The organism is Streptomyces sp. NPDC058008 (genome assembly GCF_042886395.1).
GTDB lineage: Bacteria > Actinomycetota > Actinomycetes > Streptomycetales > Streptomycetaceae > Streptomyces.
The window spans coordinates 226751-241591 of sequence record NZ_JBHVQX010000005.1 but is presented as its reverse complement, the minus strand read 5'-3'; the positions used below and the strand labels follow the sequence as shown (position 1 = coordinate 241591).

At 73.0% G+C, this 14841-nt stretch carries 12 protein-coding genes; 7 read left to right on the top strand and 5 right to left on the bottom strand.

Translation table 11 applies throughout. The features are described from left to right. Positions 1 to 121: 121 nt before the first annotated feature. A complete protein-coding gene (locus ACFVS9_RS07250) occupies positions 122 to 2530 on the top strand; it encodes a cation-translocating P-type ATPase (protein ID WP_383113564.1) in 2409 nt (802 codons plus the stop codon). 42 nt (positions 2531 to 2572) lie between these two features. Here the strand turns inward: ACFVS9_RS07250 and ACFVS9_RS07245 are convergent, their stop codons facing one another. Beyond that, positions 2573 to 3439, bottom strand: a complete 867-nt coding sequence (locus tag ACFVS9_RS07245) for a DUF5707 domain-containing protein (RefSeq protein ID WP_389930759.1) — start codon at positions 3437 to 3439, stop codon at positions 2573 to 2575. 247 nt (positions 3440 to 3686) lie between these two features. Between ACFVS9_RS07245 and ACFVS9_RS07240 the strand changes: the two genes are divergently transcribed. Then, entirely contained in the window at positions 3687 to 3950 is a 264-nt protein-coding gene (locus ACFVS9_RS07240; RefSeq protein ID WP_383113566.1) for a hypothetical protein, read from the top strand. Between the two features lie 9 nt (positions 3951 to 3959). Here ACFVS9_RS07240 and ACFVS9_RS07235 read toward each other — a convergent pair whose 3' ends face one another. Both ACFVS9_RS07235 and ACFVS9_RS07230 read right to left on the bottom strand, forming a co-directional pair. Continuing rightward, positions 3960 to 7136 carry a sacsin N-terminal ATP-binding-like domain-containing protein gene (locus ACFVS9_RS07235; RefSeq protein ID WP_389930758.1) on the bottom strand — a complete coding sequence of 1059 codons (3177 nt, stop codon included), beginning with the start codon at positions 7134 to 7136 and terminating at the stop codon, positions 3960 to 3962. A gap of 288 nt (positions 7137 to 7424) precedes the next feature. Further along, positions 7425 to 8360 (bottom strand): DUF3027 domain-containing protein, encoded by a 936-nt coding sequence (locus ACFVS9_RS07230; protein WP_383113568.1) that lies wholly within the window; start codon positions 8358 to 8360, stop codon positions 7425 to 7427. A gap of 441 nt (positions 8361 to 8801) precedes the next feature. Here ACFVS9_RS07230 and ACFVS9_RS07225 point away from each other — a divergent pair, with 441 nt between their 5' ends. From ACFVS9_RS07225 to ACFVS9_RS07210, 4 genes are read left to right on the top strand one after another with little or no spacing between them, the layout of a single operon-like run. After that, a complete protein-coding gene (locus tag ACFVS9_RS07225; RefSeq protein WP_383113569.1) occupies positions 8802 to 10229 on the top strand; it encodes an MFS transporter in 1428 nt (475 codons plus the stop codon). A gap of 27 nt (positions 10230 to 10256) precedes the next feature. Continuing rightward, the gene (locus ACFVS9_RS07220) at positions 10257 to 10739 is read left to right on the top strand and encodes a DUF2771 domain-containing protein (protein ID WP_383113570.1); all 483 of its coding nucleotides are present in this window, start codon (positions 10257 to 10259) and stop codon (positions 10737 to 10739) included. A 25-nt stretch (positions 10740 to 10764) separates the two neighbouring features. Further along, a complete protein-coding gene (locus tag ACFVS9_RS07215) occupies positions 10765 to 11472 on the top strand; it encodes a futalosine hydrolase (protein WP_389930756.1) in 708 nt (235 codons plus the stop codon). Beyond that, entirely contained in the window at positions 11444 to 12349 is a 906-nt protein-coding gene (locus ACFVS9_RS07210) for a 1,4-dihydroxy-6-naphthoate synthase (RefSeq protein WP_383113572.1), read from the top strand. The genes ACFVS9_RS07215 and ACFVS9_RS07210 overlap by 29 nt, the downstream gene beginning before the upstream one ends. Before the next feature lie 36 nt (positions 12350 to 12385). On the opposite strand, the gene ACFVS9_RS07205 is transcribed toward ACFVS9_RS07210, so the two are convergent. Further along, the gene (locus ACFVS9_RS07205) at positions 12386 to 12769 is read right to left on the bottom strand and encodes a cold-shock protein (protein WP_389930754.1); all 384 of its coding nucleotides are present in this window, start codon (positions 12767 to 12769) and stop codon (positions 12386 to 12388) included. A 166-nt stretch (positions 12770 to 12935) separates the two neighbouring features. Here ACFVS9_RS07205 and ACFVS9_RS07200 point away from each other — a divergent pair, with 166 nt between their 5' ends. Then, on the top strand, positions 12936 to 13172 hold the full coding sequence (locus tag ACFVS9_RS07200; RefSeq protein ID WP_383113573.1) for a hypothetical protein: 237 nt from the start codon (positions 12936 to 12938) through the stop codon (positions 13170 to 13172). Positions 13173 to 13178: 6 nt separating this feature from the next. Here ACFVS9_RS07200 and ACFVS9_RS07195 read toward each other — a convergent pair whose 3' ends face one another. Then, positions 13179 to 14825: a bifunctional aspartate transaminase/aspartate 4-decarboxylase gene (locus tag ACFVS9_RS07195; protein WP_389930752.1), complete on the bottom strand. Its 1647-nt coding sequence runs from the start codon at positions 14823 to 14825 to the stop codon at positions 13179 to 13181. Positions 14826 to 14841: the final 16 nt, after the last annotated feature.

Sequence of the window (14841 nt, the reverse complement as noted above, 5' to 3'; positions counted from 1 at the left end):
ACCCGCCGCCCGAGACCCGGGCTCCCGGGCGTACACCCGTGGGACCATTCCGCTCCTCCCCCGGTCTGATCTTCGCCCTCCTCAGGGGGTGAACCGCCCCGTCCGCCCGTACGGTCGGATCATGACGCAGCGGGCACTCGACTCCTCCGGTGAGCGACCGGAATCCGTACGGACCCCTCCCGCGCCCGCGCCACCGGGCGGGCTGACCACCGCCGAGGTGGCGGAACGGGTCGCGCGGGGCGAGGTCAACGACGTACCCGTCCGCTCGTCGCGGTCCGTCACCGAGATCGTCCGCGCGAACGTCCTCACCCGGTTCAACCTGATCATCGGCGTGCTCTGGGCGATCATGCTCTTCGTCGCGCCGATCCAGGACAGCCTGTTCGGCTTCGTGATCATCGCGAACACCGGGATCGGCATCGTCCAGGAGTGGCGTGCCAAGAAGACCCTGGACAGCCTCGCGGTGATCGGCGAGGCGAAGCCGACCGTGCGGCGCGACGGGACCTCCGCCGAGGTCTCCGTGTCCGAGATCGTCCTCGGTGACCTGGTGGAGCTCGGTCCCGGCGACAAGGCCGTCGTGGACGGCACGGTCGTCGAGGCCGACGGCCTGGAGATCGACGAGTCGCTGCTGACCGGCGAGGCCGACCCCGTGATCAAGCGGCCGGGCGACCCCGTGATGTCCGGCAGCTTCGTCGTCGCGGGCGGCGGCGCCTTCACCGCCACCAAGGTCGGGCGCGAGGCCTACGCCGCGCAGCTCGCCGAGGAGGCGTCCCGCTTCACCCTCGTCCAGTCCGAACTCCGCAGCGGGATCAGCACGATCCTCAAGTACGTGACGTGGATGATGGTGCCGACGGCGATCGGGCTGATCATCAGCCAGCTGGTCGTCAAGGACAACAACTTCAAGGACTCGGTCGCCCGCACGGTCGGCGGCATCGTCCCGATGATCCCCGAGGGCCTGGTCCTGCTCACCTCGGTCGCCTTCGCGATCGGCGTCATCCGGCTCGGCCGCAAGCAGTGCCTCGTGCAGGAACTGCCGGCCATCGAGGGCCTGGCCCGGGTCGACGTGGTCTGCCTGGACAAGACCGGCACCCTCACCGAGGGCGGCATGGACGTCACCGAGGTCCGCCCGCTGAACGGCTCGGACGAGGAGTACGTCCACCGGGTCCTGGGCGCCCTCGGTGCCTCCGACCCGCGGCCCAACGCCAGCCTCCAGGCCATCATCGACGCCTACCCGGACGACAGGGGCTGGGACGTCACACGGACCCTGCCGTTCTCCTCCGCCCGCAAGTACAGCGGCGCCGCCTTCAGCGAGGGGGACGGCGGGACGTCCTCGTGGCTGCTCGGCGCCCCCGACGTGCTGCTGTCCGCCGACGACCCCGCCCTCGCCGAGACCGGCCACCTCAACGAACAGGGCCTGCGGGTCCTGCTCCTCGCCCGGCTGAGCGGCGAGCTGGACGCCCCCGACGCCGCCGATCGGGCCACGGCCACCGCTCTCGTCGTCCTGGAGCAGCGGCTGCGGCCCGACGCCGGGGAGACCCTGTCCTACTTCGACGACCAGAACGTCGCGGCGAAGGTCATCTCCGGCGACAACGCCGTCTCGGTCGGCGCGGTGGCCCAGAAGCTGGGGATGCCGGGCGCCGAACACGCCCTGGACGCCCGCCGGCTGCCCGAGGACCGTGACGAGATGGCCACGGCGATCGAACGGAACGCGGTCTTCGGCCGGGTCACCCCGCAGCAGAAGCGCGACATGGTCGCGGCCCTCCAGTCACGCGGTCACACCGTCGCGATGACCGGGGACGGCGTCAACGACGTGCTGGCGCTGAAGGACGCCGACATCGGCGTCTCGATGGGCTCGGGCTCCGAGGCGACCCGCGCGGTCGCCCAGATCGTGCTGCTCGACAACAGCTTCGCGACACTGCCCTCGGTCGTGGCCGAGGGCCGGCGGGTCATCGGCAACATCACCCGGGTCGCCACGCTGTTCCTGACGAAGACCGTGTACTCGGTGCTGCTGGCGATCCTGGTGGTCTGCTTCCAGGTGGAGTACCCGTTCCTCCCCCGCCACCTCACGCTGCTGTCCACGCTGACGATCGGCATCCCGGCGTTCTTCCTGGCGCTCGCCCCCAACAAGGAGCGCGCCCAGCCGCACTTCGTACGCCGCGTCATGCGGTACGCGATCCCGTCCGGGGTCATCGCGGCGGTGGCCACCTTCGCCACCTACCTGGTCGCCCGGCACGCCTACTCGGGGCCGGGATCGCTGGAGGCCGAGACGAGTGCGGCGACCCTGACCCTGTTCCTGGTCTCGATGTGGGTCCTGGCGATCATCGCCCGCCCCTACACGTGGTGGCGGATCACCCTGGTGGTGGCGATGGGCGTCTGCTTCCTGGTCGTGCTCGCGGTCCCCGCCCTCCAGAACTTCTTCGCCCTGAAGCTGGTGGGGGTGTCGATGCCCTGGACCGCGGTGGGTATCTCGGTGGTCGCGGCGGCCGTCCTGGAACTGGCCTGGCGCATGGTCGGCCGCCGCTTCCGCTCGTAGGTCCGCGGGGGCGCGGCCCCCGCTCACCCGGTTATCCGGTCACTACTTCACGTCGACGTAGTCGCCCGCGGCCGTGACGGCCGGGGTGGTGGACGTGCCGGCGAAGCTGTAGCGCCAGTAGCCGTCCACGGACGCCTTGACGGTGGTCTTCAGCACGCCGGTGCTGTTCGACTTGATGGTCTTGACGGTGGTGTAGGTGCTGCTGTTCTTCTTGCGGAACTGCAGCTTGACGGCCTGGGCGGAGTAGCCCTTGTAGGTGCCGGTCTCCCAGTTGGCGCGCGAGAGCTTGCCGGTGACCGTGAGGGTCTTGCCCTTCCTGACGGGCTCCGGGGTGGCGTTGACGGTGACCTTGGAGAGGCGCTGGATCCGGGCCTTGGCCTGGTAGTCGTTCCACGCGAACGAGCTCTCGTCACGGGCGAGCGCACCCGCGGTGACGTGCCAGGTTCCGGCGAGCGCGTTCTTGTAGAGGTCCTCGCCGGGGACGATCGTGATCGTCAGCCTGCACGTGGCGGTGGTGGCGCTGGAGTTCGTGCAGGTGGCCGCGTCCTCGTTCGCCACCACCCATCCGTCGATGTCCGTCTCGGGGTTAGAGCCGTGCCAGAGGTCGACGTATCCGTCGGATATGCCGGACGGGTGCGAGGCGGTGACCGAGACGGTGATCTTCTTCGCGGCCGTCGTGCCGACGACGATGTCCTTGCCGCCGTTGACGACGACCTTCGAGATGACGGGCTCCGTCACCACGGCGCGCGACGCCGCGAAGGGGGCCCTGGCCCCGGTGCCGAACACCTCGGCGGCGGTCGGCTTGTCCAGGACCGGAACGGCCCGGTCGCCCGCCTGCGCCGCCGGGACGGCGAGGGCGGACAGAGCCAGGGCGCCGGAGACAGCGGCAACAGTGGCACGCATACGCATGTGTTCCCCAGGTGGAGAAGGGGGCCCGCGGCAGGCACTGCTGCCCGTGGTCCCCATGTGGTCGGTGAGTCTGATGACTCACCGATCCAGACAGGCCGCAGTCGTGAAAGGTTGTGCCCGCCGGGTGACTTTCCTGTGAAGATCACATCGGGGGCATGGCACCCTGACTGTGCTGACCCCAGAGGGCCCTCGACGGGCCGAGCCCTGAACCGGCGTGCCCGGCAGGGAGAACCGGAGGAGAGGACCGATGATCGACCCCCTCACCGGAGTCGTCGTGGCCGGGGCCGTGGGAGCGGTCGCGGCGTTCGCCTGCGACCTCGTCCTCCGCGGGCGCGGGCGCGCCTTCCAGGACCGCTACGGAAGCTACGAGGGGTTCCGGACGCGGGTGGACGAGGACGAGGTCCGCGCCGTCCGCGGCGCGCGAGGGGACGTCGCCGCGGTCAGGACCGTCCGTGACCGCCATCCGCTCGTCCCGCTCGCCCACGCGAACCGGTACGTCAAGGAGCTGTGAGCCCCCGGCTCAGTCGAACCAGCGGTCCCGGGCCAGTTCCTCCGTGCGCGACGGGTCCTCCAGCAGCGCGGCCACCTCGAAGCGGCGCGGCCACTGCCCGGCGGCCCAGGCGAGACCGGCCGCCACCCCCTCCACCGTGGACGCGTGGACCACACCGTCAGGGGTGCGGCGCCAGTCCAGCTCCACACCGCCCGCGCGCAGTTCGCCGTGTTCGACGTAGCTGCCGGGGGTCCCGGGACCGAGCAGGATCCGTACGGAGTCCGGCACCCGGTGTTCCTCGCCCTCCGTCGTCACCACGGCCTCGACGCTCTCCCCGAGCCGCCGCACCTGGAGCAGCTCCGCCAGTTCCGCGGCGCGCGCCGGGGCCACCGGCAGCAGCGGCAGGCCACCGGTCAGCGGCAGCAGGTCGGGGGCGTCGGCGATGACGGCGTCCGCCGCGTCGGCGACCCGCACCTCGTCGTCCACGACGGCCCTCAACTCGTCGGGCAACGTGACCTGTTCGGGGTCCAGTTCGGCGAGCGCGGTGTAGAGGGAGTGCAGCTGCACGGGGCCGACGGGGCGCTCCTCGTCCGCGAGCCGCCCCAGCAGCTCGGCCGCCCCGCCCGGTTCGTCCAGGAGGGCGGCCACCGAGGTCCTCACACCGAGGGCGCGCAGCACCTGCGCGTCGTCGAAGCCCGTCGCGTCGGCGGAGTCGTACAGGCCCTCCAGGCGCGGGTCACCGCCCGCCGCGCGCAGTCCGGCGGGGCGGCGCCCGTCGAGCACGGGGTGGTCGCGCAGCCACCACGCGGTGTAGGGCCGCACCGACTGCGTCGTACCGTCCGGGAGCAGCACCCGCACCGGCTGGGTCAGCGCGTCGCGCAGCGGCGGGCGGGCGAGCATCGCCAGCGCCTGCGGCCAGGCGTCGTCGTCGACGAGGTCCAGGTCGCGTACGGCGACGAGTTCCGTGGCGACCGGCGGCACCGGGGTGTCCGGGAGCTGGTCCAGGACGTCCTCGCACCAGACGTCGACGGCGTCGAGCAGACCCGCGTCGTCCGGCTCGGCGAAGTCGCCGTCGCGGGGCTCCAGTTCGTCGGGGTCCAGGACGACGTCGGTGGCCCGCACGAGGGCGAAGGTGGCCAGCACCCCGCAGGCGGTCAGCGGCTGTTCGCCCCAGCGCCCGGCCAGTTCCGCGTCGCACAGGGCGAGTTCGCCCTCGCGCATCACCTGGGCGAACGGGCTTCCCGGCAGGACGAGTTCGCCGGCGGGCGCGGGCTCGCCGTCCTCGTCGGGCAGGGCGAGCGCACCGAGCCAGGGCTCGTCGCCGGGCGCGAGGTCCGCGTCCCGTACGAGCGTGAGGACGGTCTCGGCGAGCTCGTCGCCGTCCAGCGCGTCCTCGTCCCAGATCTCGCCCGCGTCCAGCGAACCCGCCACGGCGGCCCGGACCTGCGGGGTCGTCAGGACGGCCCGGGGGGTGGCGGGCAGGGCGCCCAGCTTCTCCAGCAGCGGGTGGGCGGCGTCCGGGTGGGCCACCTTCAGCCCGAGCCGGGCCAGCCTGTCGAGCACCGGCGAGGTCAGCGCGTCCGGCAGCGGCAGGAGGACCTGGCGGGGGCCGATGGTGGTGCGGGGTGTGTCGGCGGAGCCGGCGAGGGGGACGGGCAGTCCGGAGAGCCGGTCGGGGTCGACACCGGCCAGGCTGTCGTAGAGCCGCCGCCACCACTCCGGGCCCCGCTCCAGACCGGCGAGCCGGTCGACGGCCTCGGTCAGCGGGACGCGGGCGACGCCGAGCGTGCGCAGCTCGGTGCGGCGCTCCAGCCCGGCGGGCAGCAGGCAGGGCAGCACCTCGGCGAGGACCCGTACGGTCTCCGCGCCCACGCCCTCGACCACCTCGGCCTCGACCGGGCGCAGCGCGGCCGTGTCCCGGCGCGGGGCTCCGGCACCGTCCCAGTCGTCCCACTGACCCGCCGCCTCGGCCGGGTCCCGGGGCGCGGCGGGCTCCAGGAACGCGACCCGGGGCAGCCGCTCCAGGATCGCGGCGCGCAGCGCGCCGTCGAGCTGCCCCTTGCCGAGCACGCCCGGCACCAGCGCGATCGTGGCGACGGACACGGGCTCCCACCCGGCGAGCAGTTCCGCGTACGCGTCGGCGGCGCGCTCCACGAGGAAGTCCGTCAGCGGGCCGGGCGCGGGGTGCCGGCGGGTGGTGTCCAGCGGCAGCGAGGCGATCAGCAGCGCGGGGACGCCGAGCGGCTCGTCGGTGGGCGTCGGGGCGTGCACGACGGGTGCCGTACGGGGGTGCTGGGGCGCTCCGTCCTCGTCGACGGGCACGGCCCAGGTCACCGACCAGTGCGGGCGCAGCCGTTCCTCCACGGGCCGGCCGGCCAGCAGCGCGGGCTCCACCGGCCCGTCCGCCGAGGCGGTGCGCCAGCGGTGGAGGCCGTGCGCGGAGTCGTCCACGTGCGTGCACGGGCCGTGCTGCGAGCGCCGCAACGTCCGTGCGCCGTCGGGGGTTTCGATCGCGACCTCGTCGAGGCCGGGCAGCGTCAGGAGCAGCGCGTCGTCCACACCGTCCAGGAGGCGGCCCACGAGATCCTCGGCGACGCCGTCGCGGAGCGGCAGGACGACGACGGTGTCGTAGCCGTCGGGCGCGGTGCCCTCGGCGGGCAGCGGGAGCCGGAGCAGCGGCACGTGGCCGTCCCGGCGGCGCAGCTCGTCACCGAGGCCGGGGCTGCCGACGGAGGCCTGCCGGGCGAGGTCGCGGGCCTCGGCGAGGGACCAGCGGACACCGCCGTGGCGTCCGATCACCGCGGGTTCGTCGCTGACGGCCAGGACGGCGGCGAAGCCGACGCCGAAACGGCCGACGGCCGACTCGTGGCCCTCGCGCTTGGCGGAGGCCCGCAGCGTGCTCAGCGACTCGACGCCGGTCGCGTCGAGCGGGGCACCGCTGTTGGCGGCGGCCAGCACGGCGGGGCCGTCGGGGGACGCGGCGCGCAGGGTGAGGCGGAGGCGGCCGGGGACTCCCGCGCGGGCCGCGGCGTCGGCGGCGTTCTGCGCCAGCTCGACGACCAGGCGGTCGCGGTAGCCGCCCAGCGCGAGGTCCTCCTCGGCGTTGGCGTCCTCCCGGAAGCGGGCGGGACCCGCGCCCCAGGCGTCGAGCACGCCGCGCCGCAGCCGTGCCGTCCCGAACGGATCGGCCCCCTCGGTCGCATTCATGCCCACGCTCGTACTCCGCTCTTCCGGTGACCCGTGACGCCCAGTGTGCGCCCGAAGGTACCGCGACCGGGAACCCCCTCGGCGCCCCCCGTCCCCGAGCTGGGCCTCGTCCGCGGATCCCGTCCGGGAGCGGTCCGGACGGCCTCGCGCACCCGGTGCCCCGGGGCGTGTCCGCGCCCGTACGGCGGCCCTCTCAGGAGGCCCGCGGGGCGCACGCGGACGGACCCGGCCGCGGCATGGCGGTGCCGGGGTCCGGCGCGGCGCCGGACCCCGGGACGCGCGGGGACGTCAGGAGTGGCCCAGGTCTTCCGTCGAGCCGTCCGGCTGGGCCGGGACCGAGCCGGAGTCGTCCGCCGGACGCAGCGGGTAGTCGTCCACCCGCATCGTGTCCAGGGCGTGCGGTGCCGGCTTCGGAGGCTTCGGCATGACCGCCGCCTCGGAGTGGCCTCCGCAGCCGTACGACAGGGAGACCACCCGGCCGTCGGCCGGGGCGAACTCGTTCGCGCAGACCCCGAAGGCCTGCTTCAGCGAGCCCGCCATGGGCACCAGGAACGCGCAGGTGACGCATGAGGCCGGAGCCGCCTGCGCCATGGGGGTCCTCGGGCCGAACTCCTCGTCCCAGCGGTCCGCCGCCAGCCGCAGCCCGTACCGGGACAGCACCCGCGCACGCCGCGTGCCGAGCTCCTCCGCGACCGAGGCGATCGAGCCGCGGCTCGTCCCCGGCAGCGTCGTCAGCTCCGCGTCCTCCGCGTCGGCGAGGGCCGCCAGCTCCTGCGACACCTCGGAGACCGCGGAATTCGGCGCGGGCTCGTCCTCGCCCGTCCAGCCGGGCTCCAGGCGCGGGTCCTCCGCCTCGGTCGGCAGGAGGTCGCCGGGACCCATGTCGCCGGGCCGCAGCCGCTCGCTCCAGGGCACCCACTCGGGGGCGAGGAGCGCGTCGGACCCGGGCAGCAGCACCGTTTCGTCAAGGGTGACGTTCTTGGCGCGGGAGGCCCGGGCGACCGTCACCGCCCAGCGCCAGCCCCGGTAGCCGGGCTCCTTGGACTCGAAGTAGTGCGTGACGACCCGGTCCCCTTCGGAGACCACCGCCACATGCTCACCCACCACTCCGGGCGCGGCGGCTTCCTCCGCCGCCGCGCGTGCGAGGTCTACCGCCTCGGCGCACAGGCGGTCAGGGGCGGGGGTACGGGCCGTACGGCTTCGCGTCGTCGTCGCAGCACTCACAGGTCTCGCTTCTCTCCATACGCCGTCTCACGAGCGCGCCAGCAGCTCCATCGATGTCCGATTTCGGCCATGACGGTTGTGAACGGAGCGGACCTGGGGGCCGCGTCGACGTCCACACCCGTTGTGCCTGCGTCGGGCGCGCCTTCTGCAACCCATTCTGCGGGATCGCGGAGAGGCGCGCGGCCAAGAACAACCGCCGGTGGCGCGTGAGTGCACGCTACCCTCTCCGCCGCTCCGCGCCCACCTGCCCGTCCCAAACAGCTCCGTAACCCTTGCGGACCGGCGCCGGAACCGCCGCCGGGACGCGGACCGGCCGGCCGGGGACCCGTGGTGTGTCCCGGCCGTTTCCCGGGCGCGGCCGACTCACCCGACGGAGCGGCAGCCGCGCGCCCCGTGGCGATCATGGGTTCGTTACGGCAGGGGGTGGGGCACTATGACCACGTGGCCGCCGCCAGGTCGTCCGACGGATCCGGCCCGCTCCGCAGGGCGGGCCGGGCGATGGGCCGTGCCCTGCGCGCCCCGTTCACGGGCGCGGCGCGGGGCATCCGGAAGGCGACGCACGCCCACGGGGCGGGCGAGTCCGGCCTCGGCAAGCTGATCGAGCTGCACGCGGTCAACGGCGCGGGGGACGTCATGATCACCGTGGCGCTCGCCTCCACGGTGTTCTTCTCCGTACCCACCGACGAGGCGCGCGGACGCGTCGCCCTCTACCTCGCCGTCACGATGGCCCCCTTCACCCTGCTCGCCCCGGTGATCGGCCCGCTCCTGGACCGGCTGCCGCACGGCCGCCGCGCCGCGATGGCGGGCGCGATGTTCGCCCGCGCGGTCCTCGCGATCACGATGTCGGGCGCCGTGGCCACCGGCGGTCTGGAGCTCTATCCGGCGGCGCTGGGCGTCCTGGTCTCGTCGAAGGCGTACGGCGTCGTACGCAGTGCCGTCGTCCCCCGGCTCCTGCCGCCCCGCTTCTCCCTGGTGAAGGCCAATTCACGGGTCACCCTGGCCGGTCTGCTGGCGACGGGCGTCGCGGCGCCGATCGGGGCCGGGCTACAGACCATCGGGTCGCCCTGGCCGCTCTACGGAGCCTGCGCGATCTTCCTCGGCGGGACCGTCCTCGCCTTCACGCTGCCCCCCAAGGTCGACTCCGCGAAGGGCGAGCGCAAGGCCCGGCTCGTCGTCCCGCACGAGGAGGCGGACCGCCCGCCCGAGCCCGCGGCCCGGTGGGGCAGGGGCGGCAGCACCAGGCTCGGCCGGAGGAAGGGGCGGGAGAAGCCGCCCGGACTGCGCTCCGTCGGACCGTCCGTCCTGCACGGCCTCCAGGCGAACGCCGCGCACCGCGCGCTCTCCGGCTTCCTGATCTTCTACCTGGCCTTCCTCCTCCGCGAGCATCCGCTCTCCGGGCAGAGCGCCGCCGTCTCCCTCGGCATCGTCGGCGTGGCGGCCGGCGTCGGGAACGCCTGCGGCACGGCGGTGGGCTCGTGGCTCAGGGCACGCGGCCCCGAGGTGATCGTCGCCACGGTGCTGGGCCTCGCCCTGGGCGTCGCGGTGCTCGCCGCGATCTTCTTCAGCACGGTGATGGTGGCCGCGCTCACCGCGGTCGCCGGATTCACCCAGGCCCTGTCGAAGCTGTCGCTGGACGCGATGATCCAGCGCGACGTGCCGGAGGAGGTGCGCACGTCGGCCTTCGCCCGGTCGGAGACGCTCCTCCAGATGTCCTGGGTCGTCGGCGGGGCGATCGGCATCGCCCTCCCCCTCAACGGAGTACTCGGCATGTCGGTGGCCGCCGGGCTCCTCGCCCTGGGAGCGGCCGCCTCCGTACGGGGGCTCCTGGGGGCCGCCCGGCGCGGCTCACCGCACCCCCGCGTGGCGTGAGCGGCACCGACCGATAACCTTCGGCGCATGACCGTTGCGTTCTTCTCCGGTAAGGGCCGTCGAATCGGCGTCGCTCTCGGTGCCGTGTCCGCGGGACTCCTTGTCCTGTCCGCCTGCGACAAGCCGACGCCACTCGCCACGGTGACGGTCGGCGGCAACTCGGTGAGCACCGAGGCCGCCTGCTACAACGACGGCAACGCCCTCAAGGAGTCCGAGATCCAGGGCTGCCTCAACAAGAAGGCGGAGAAGTCCGTCAAGGTCGCGATGGACGACAAGGTCCGCTTCGGCGTCGACCCCGAGATCGCCGACAACGGCTGGACGCTCTTCATCAACGGCCAGCAGGCCGAGCAGGAGCCGTACAAGAAGACCTACCGCTCGATCCCGGGCAGCGCCTTCTTCGCCAGCCAGACCGGCGAGACCACCGCGGACAAGACGCAGGTCAGCATCGTCGAGACCAAGGGCCAGAAGCTCACGGGCATCTGGCACTTCCAGCTCACGAAGACGTCCTGACCCCCTGACCCCGAGGACCACCGCTGTGCGGGTGCTTGTCGTGACCGCTGTCCCGGCCGAACGGGACGCGGTCACGCGTGCGTTCGCGGACGGGCCGCGGGTGCGTGAGGTGCCCGGCGCCGAGCTGCACCACGCCGGGCCGTTCGACGTCCTGGCGGGCGGCGCGGGTCCGGCCGCCGCGGCGGCCGCCACCGCGTGCGCGCTCGCCGCGACGCCGTACGCGCTCGTCGTCTCGGCCGGGATCGGCGGCGGTTTCGCACCCGCCGCGCCCGTCGGCTCCCTCGTGGTGGCGACCGGCATCGTCGCCGCGGACCTCGGCGCCGAGACCCCGGACGGCTTCGTGCCCGTCACCGGTCTCGGCTTCGGCAGGGACACCTTCCTGCCGCCCGGGACGCTCGTACGGGACGTGGCGGGGGCGACCGGCGCCAGGCCGGGCCCCGTCCTCACCGTCTCCACCGTGACCGGCAGCGCGGCCCGCACCGCCGAGCTGCTGGCCGCACATCCCGGAGCGGTCGCCGAGGCCATGGAGGGCTTCGGCGTCGCGGAGGCCGCCGACCGGTTCGGCGTGCCGGCCCTGGAGCTCCGGGCCGTCTCGAACACCGTGGGGCCGCGCGACCGTGATGCCTGGCGCATCGGCGACGCGCTGGCGGCCCTCACGGAGGCGTTCGGGAAGACCGCACCTGTAGTGGAAAGCTGGAACCGGCATGACCGACTCGACCGACACCGTGACTGACCCCGCCGCCGACGCCGCCGGGACGCCGCCGTCCGCGCTGCGGATCGCCTTCTCGCCGTGCCCGAACGACACCTTCGTCTTCGACGCGTGGGCGCACGGAAGGATCCCCGGCGCCCCCGCCCTCGACGTCACCTTCGCCGACATCGACCTCACCAACGGCATGGCCGAGCGCGGTGAGTTCGACGTGCTGAAGGTGTCCTACGCCGTCCTGCCGTGGGTGCTCGACGAGTACGCGCTGCTGCCGTGCGGCGGGGCGCTCGGACGGGGCTGCGGACCGCTCGTCCTCACGAAGGAGCCGGGCGCGGACCTGACGGGGAAGACCGTCGCGGTGCCGAGCGAGCGCTCGACGGCCTACCTGCTCTTCCGGCTGTGGGCCGCGGAGGTCGTGCCGGACGGTGTGGGCGAGATCGTCGTCCTGCCGTTCGACGAGATCATGCCCGCGGTCCGCGACGGCCGGGTGGACGCCGGGCTCGTGATCCACGAGGCCCGCTTCACCTACCGGAACTACGGTCTGCACAGCCTCGCCGACATGGGTCAGCACTGGGAGTCGACCACGGGCCTGCCGATCCCGCTCGGCGCGATCATCGCCAAGCGGTCGCTGGGCGAGGAGACGCTGAACCGGCTGGCGGAGTCGATCCGCACGTCGGTCCGGATGGCCTGGGACGACCCGGAGCGTTCGCGTCCGTACGTCCTGGAGCACGCCCAGGAGATGGACCCGGCCGTCGCCGACCAGCACATCGGGCTGTACGTCAACGAGTTCACCGCCGACCTCGGGGAGGACGGCTACGCGGCGATCCGCGGCCTGCTGACGCGGGCGGCGGCCGAGGGGCTCGTACCGGCGCTGGCCCCGGACGCGTTCTCCGTCACCGGGCGCTGACCCGGAGGGGCCGGGCCGCGCGGGCCCGGCCTTCCGTCAGACGTCGAGCTGGTCGGCGACCGCCCGCAGCAGACCGGCGATCTTCGCGCCCGCGGCCTTGTCGGGGTAGCGGCCCCGCTCCAGCAGCGGCGTGATGTTCTCCAGCACCGTCGTCAGGTCCTGCACGATCGAGGCCAGCTCGTCCGGCTTGCGCCGCTGTGCGGCGGCGACGGACGGGGTCGGGTCGAGGACCACCACGGAGAGGGCCTGGTCACCGCGCTGGCCCGCGACCACACCGAATTCGACGCGCTGACCGGGCTTCAGCGCTTCGACGCCGGCCGGGAGAACGGAGGAGTGGACGAAGACGTCGGCGCCGTCGTCGCGCGAAAGAAAGCCGAAGCCCTTTTCCGAATTGAACCATTTGACCTTACCCGTGGGCACGTCTGTCCTCGTCCTCGTACTCGTCGGTGTGCGGGAGAGCCGCGAAAACGGCTCCGGATAGCAGTACAGCGGGTCCGAGACCCGCCGTACACCAGGCTAATGGCCCGGGGGCCGGACACAAGACGTCGCCGGATGGTTCCGCCGAGCTGGGAACTACCCTGGCCGGGTGAGTACTACTCCTTCAGGCGCAGGCGACCGGCTCGTACAGGTCGGCGCGATCGTCTTCTTCGTCGGCGCGCTGGCCACCCTGGTCACCGTCGCCCCGCTGTTCCTCGGCACCGACCCGTTCCCGTCCATCGCCTACGCGGTGTGCATGCTGATGGGTCTCGGCTTCCTGATCGCGGCCGCGGGGGTGGTGCGGTCGGTGTGGAAGAGCTCCCCGAAGCGCGCCGCCGCGCGGTAGCACCGGCTACCGGGCCCGCCACTCCTGCGCGTACTCGTCGAAGATGACGCGCAGGTGGTGGCCGATCTTCAGGTAGTCGAGGTCGTCCAGGTTGGCGAGCGACACCCGCACCGACCACTCCGGTCCGTCGAAGCCGCCGCCGTTGAGCAGCACCACGGAGGTCTGCTCGGCGAGGCGGAAGAGCGGGTCGACGGGTTCGTAGTTCTGCTCCAGGTAGTCGGCGAACTCCTTGCCGTGGACGCGTTCGGCCTCGGCGAGCAGATCCAGCTCGATGTAGTACGCGGCGCGCTTGGGGTCCTCCGAGACCTTCATGTGGACGCCCTCCAGGAGGAGGTCGAGCCGCTGCCGGACGATGGCTCGAATCCGGTGCTTGTACTCCTGGCCCTCGTCCAGCATGTCGAAGAGCGAGAACAGGGTCATCATCACCTGCTGCGGGAGCGAGAGCCCGGCGGTGTGGTTCAGGGCCACCTGCCGGGAGTCCGCGACCATGCGGTCGATGAAGCGCATCCTCTCCGGCTCCAGCGACAGGCTCCCGTACCGCCGGGCGAGCCGCGCCTTCAGCTCCGGGTCCTGGGCGGCCAGCATGGCGTCGATCACGTTGTCGTCGTGGAGCCCGATGACGCCGAGCCGCCAGCCGGTCGCACCGTAGTGCTTGGAGTACGAGTAGACGAGCAGCGTGTTGCGCGGGAGGTCGGCGGCGAGGGAGCGGAAACCCTCCACGAAGGTCCCGTACACGTCGTCGGTGACGATGATCAGGTCCGGGTTGCGGTCGGCGACCAGCGAGACGATCTGCTCGGAGACCGTGGGGGCGAGGGCCAGCGAGGGCGGGTTGCTGGGGTTCACGCAGCAGACCATCCTGACCGACGGGTCGGCGAGCTTCTCGATCTCCTCCGGCGGGTAGCGCCACTGGCGCACGCCGGTCTCGGTGAACAGGGAGGCCCGCACCTCCACGACGTCGAAGCCGTACGTGTCCAGCTCCGGGATCTCCAGGTACGGCGTGAAGACCGGCACCATCAGGGCGATCCGGTCGCCCTTCCGCAGGATCCCGTTCTTCAGCAGGGAGTCGAAGACGTAGCACATGGCCGCCGTGCCGCCCTCGGTGGCGAAGAGGCTGAGGGTCTGCCCCTCCGGCGGCCGGTGGTCGAACATCTCGTCGGCGAGGTAGCCGCGCACGATCTCCTCGGTGTGGTGCAGGATCCGGTCCGGCACCGGGTAGTTGTCGCCGATGGAGGAGTCCGCGAGCTCGTGCACGAGGGCGTCGGGCACGAAGCCGAAGCGCTTCACCGCCAGGTCGACGCACGCCTTCAGCAGTTCGATGCCGGGCAGCCCGGGGTTCCGGCGGGCGAACCGGTCGAAGCGCTCGGCGCAGCCCTCCTCCTCCGGCATGCCGCCGAGGTTGTCGGCCGTCCACACCCGGCGGGACTCGGAGAGGGCGAAGTACCCCAGCGCGTGGTACGCCTCACGGGGCCCGGTGGCCACCCAGTTCGGGTTGCCGCGCCCGGCGTTGAGCATCGCCCGGGTGGTCCTGCCCTTCTGGCCCGGTTTCCCGGTCTGCGCCTCCGTGGCGATCCGAATGAACTTGTCCTTCAGCTCGAACGGGCTGAGCTGCGCGAAGGAACGGATCTCGGCACGGCTGAGGCTGGTCCTGGGCACGGTGGTCTCCGCTCCT

Bases quoted from the DNA above. Each gene is read 5' to 3' on its own strand.
- ACFVS9_RS07250 (WP_383113564.1), top strand. From the start codon at position 122: ATGACGCAGCGGGCACTCGACTCCTCCGGTGAGCGACCGGAATCCGTA.
- ACFVS9_RS07245 (WP_389930759.1), bottom strand. From the start codon at position 3,439: ATGCGTATGCGTGCCACTGTTGCCGCTGTCTCCGGCGCCCTGGCTCTG.
- ACFVS9_RS07240 (WP_383113566.1), top strand. From the start codon at position 3,687: ATGATCGACCCCCTCACCGGAGTCGTCGTGGCCGGGGCCGTGGGAGCG.
- ACFVS9_RS07235 (WP_389930758.1), bottom strand. From the start codon at position 7,136: ATGAATGCGACCGAGGGGGCCGATCCGTTCGGGACGGCACGGCTGCGG.
- ACFVS9_RS07220 (WP_383113570.1), top strand. From the start codon at position 10,257: ATGACCGTTGCGTTCTTCTCCGGTAAGGGCCGTCGAATCGGCGTCGCT.
- ACFVS9_RS07210 (WP_383113572.1), top strand. From the start codon at position 11,444: ATGACCGACTCGACCGACACCGTGACTGACCCCGCCGCCGACGCCGCC.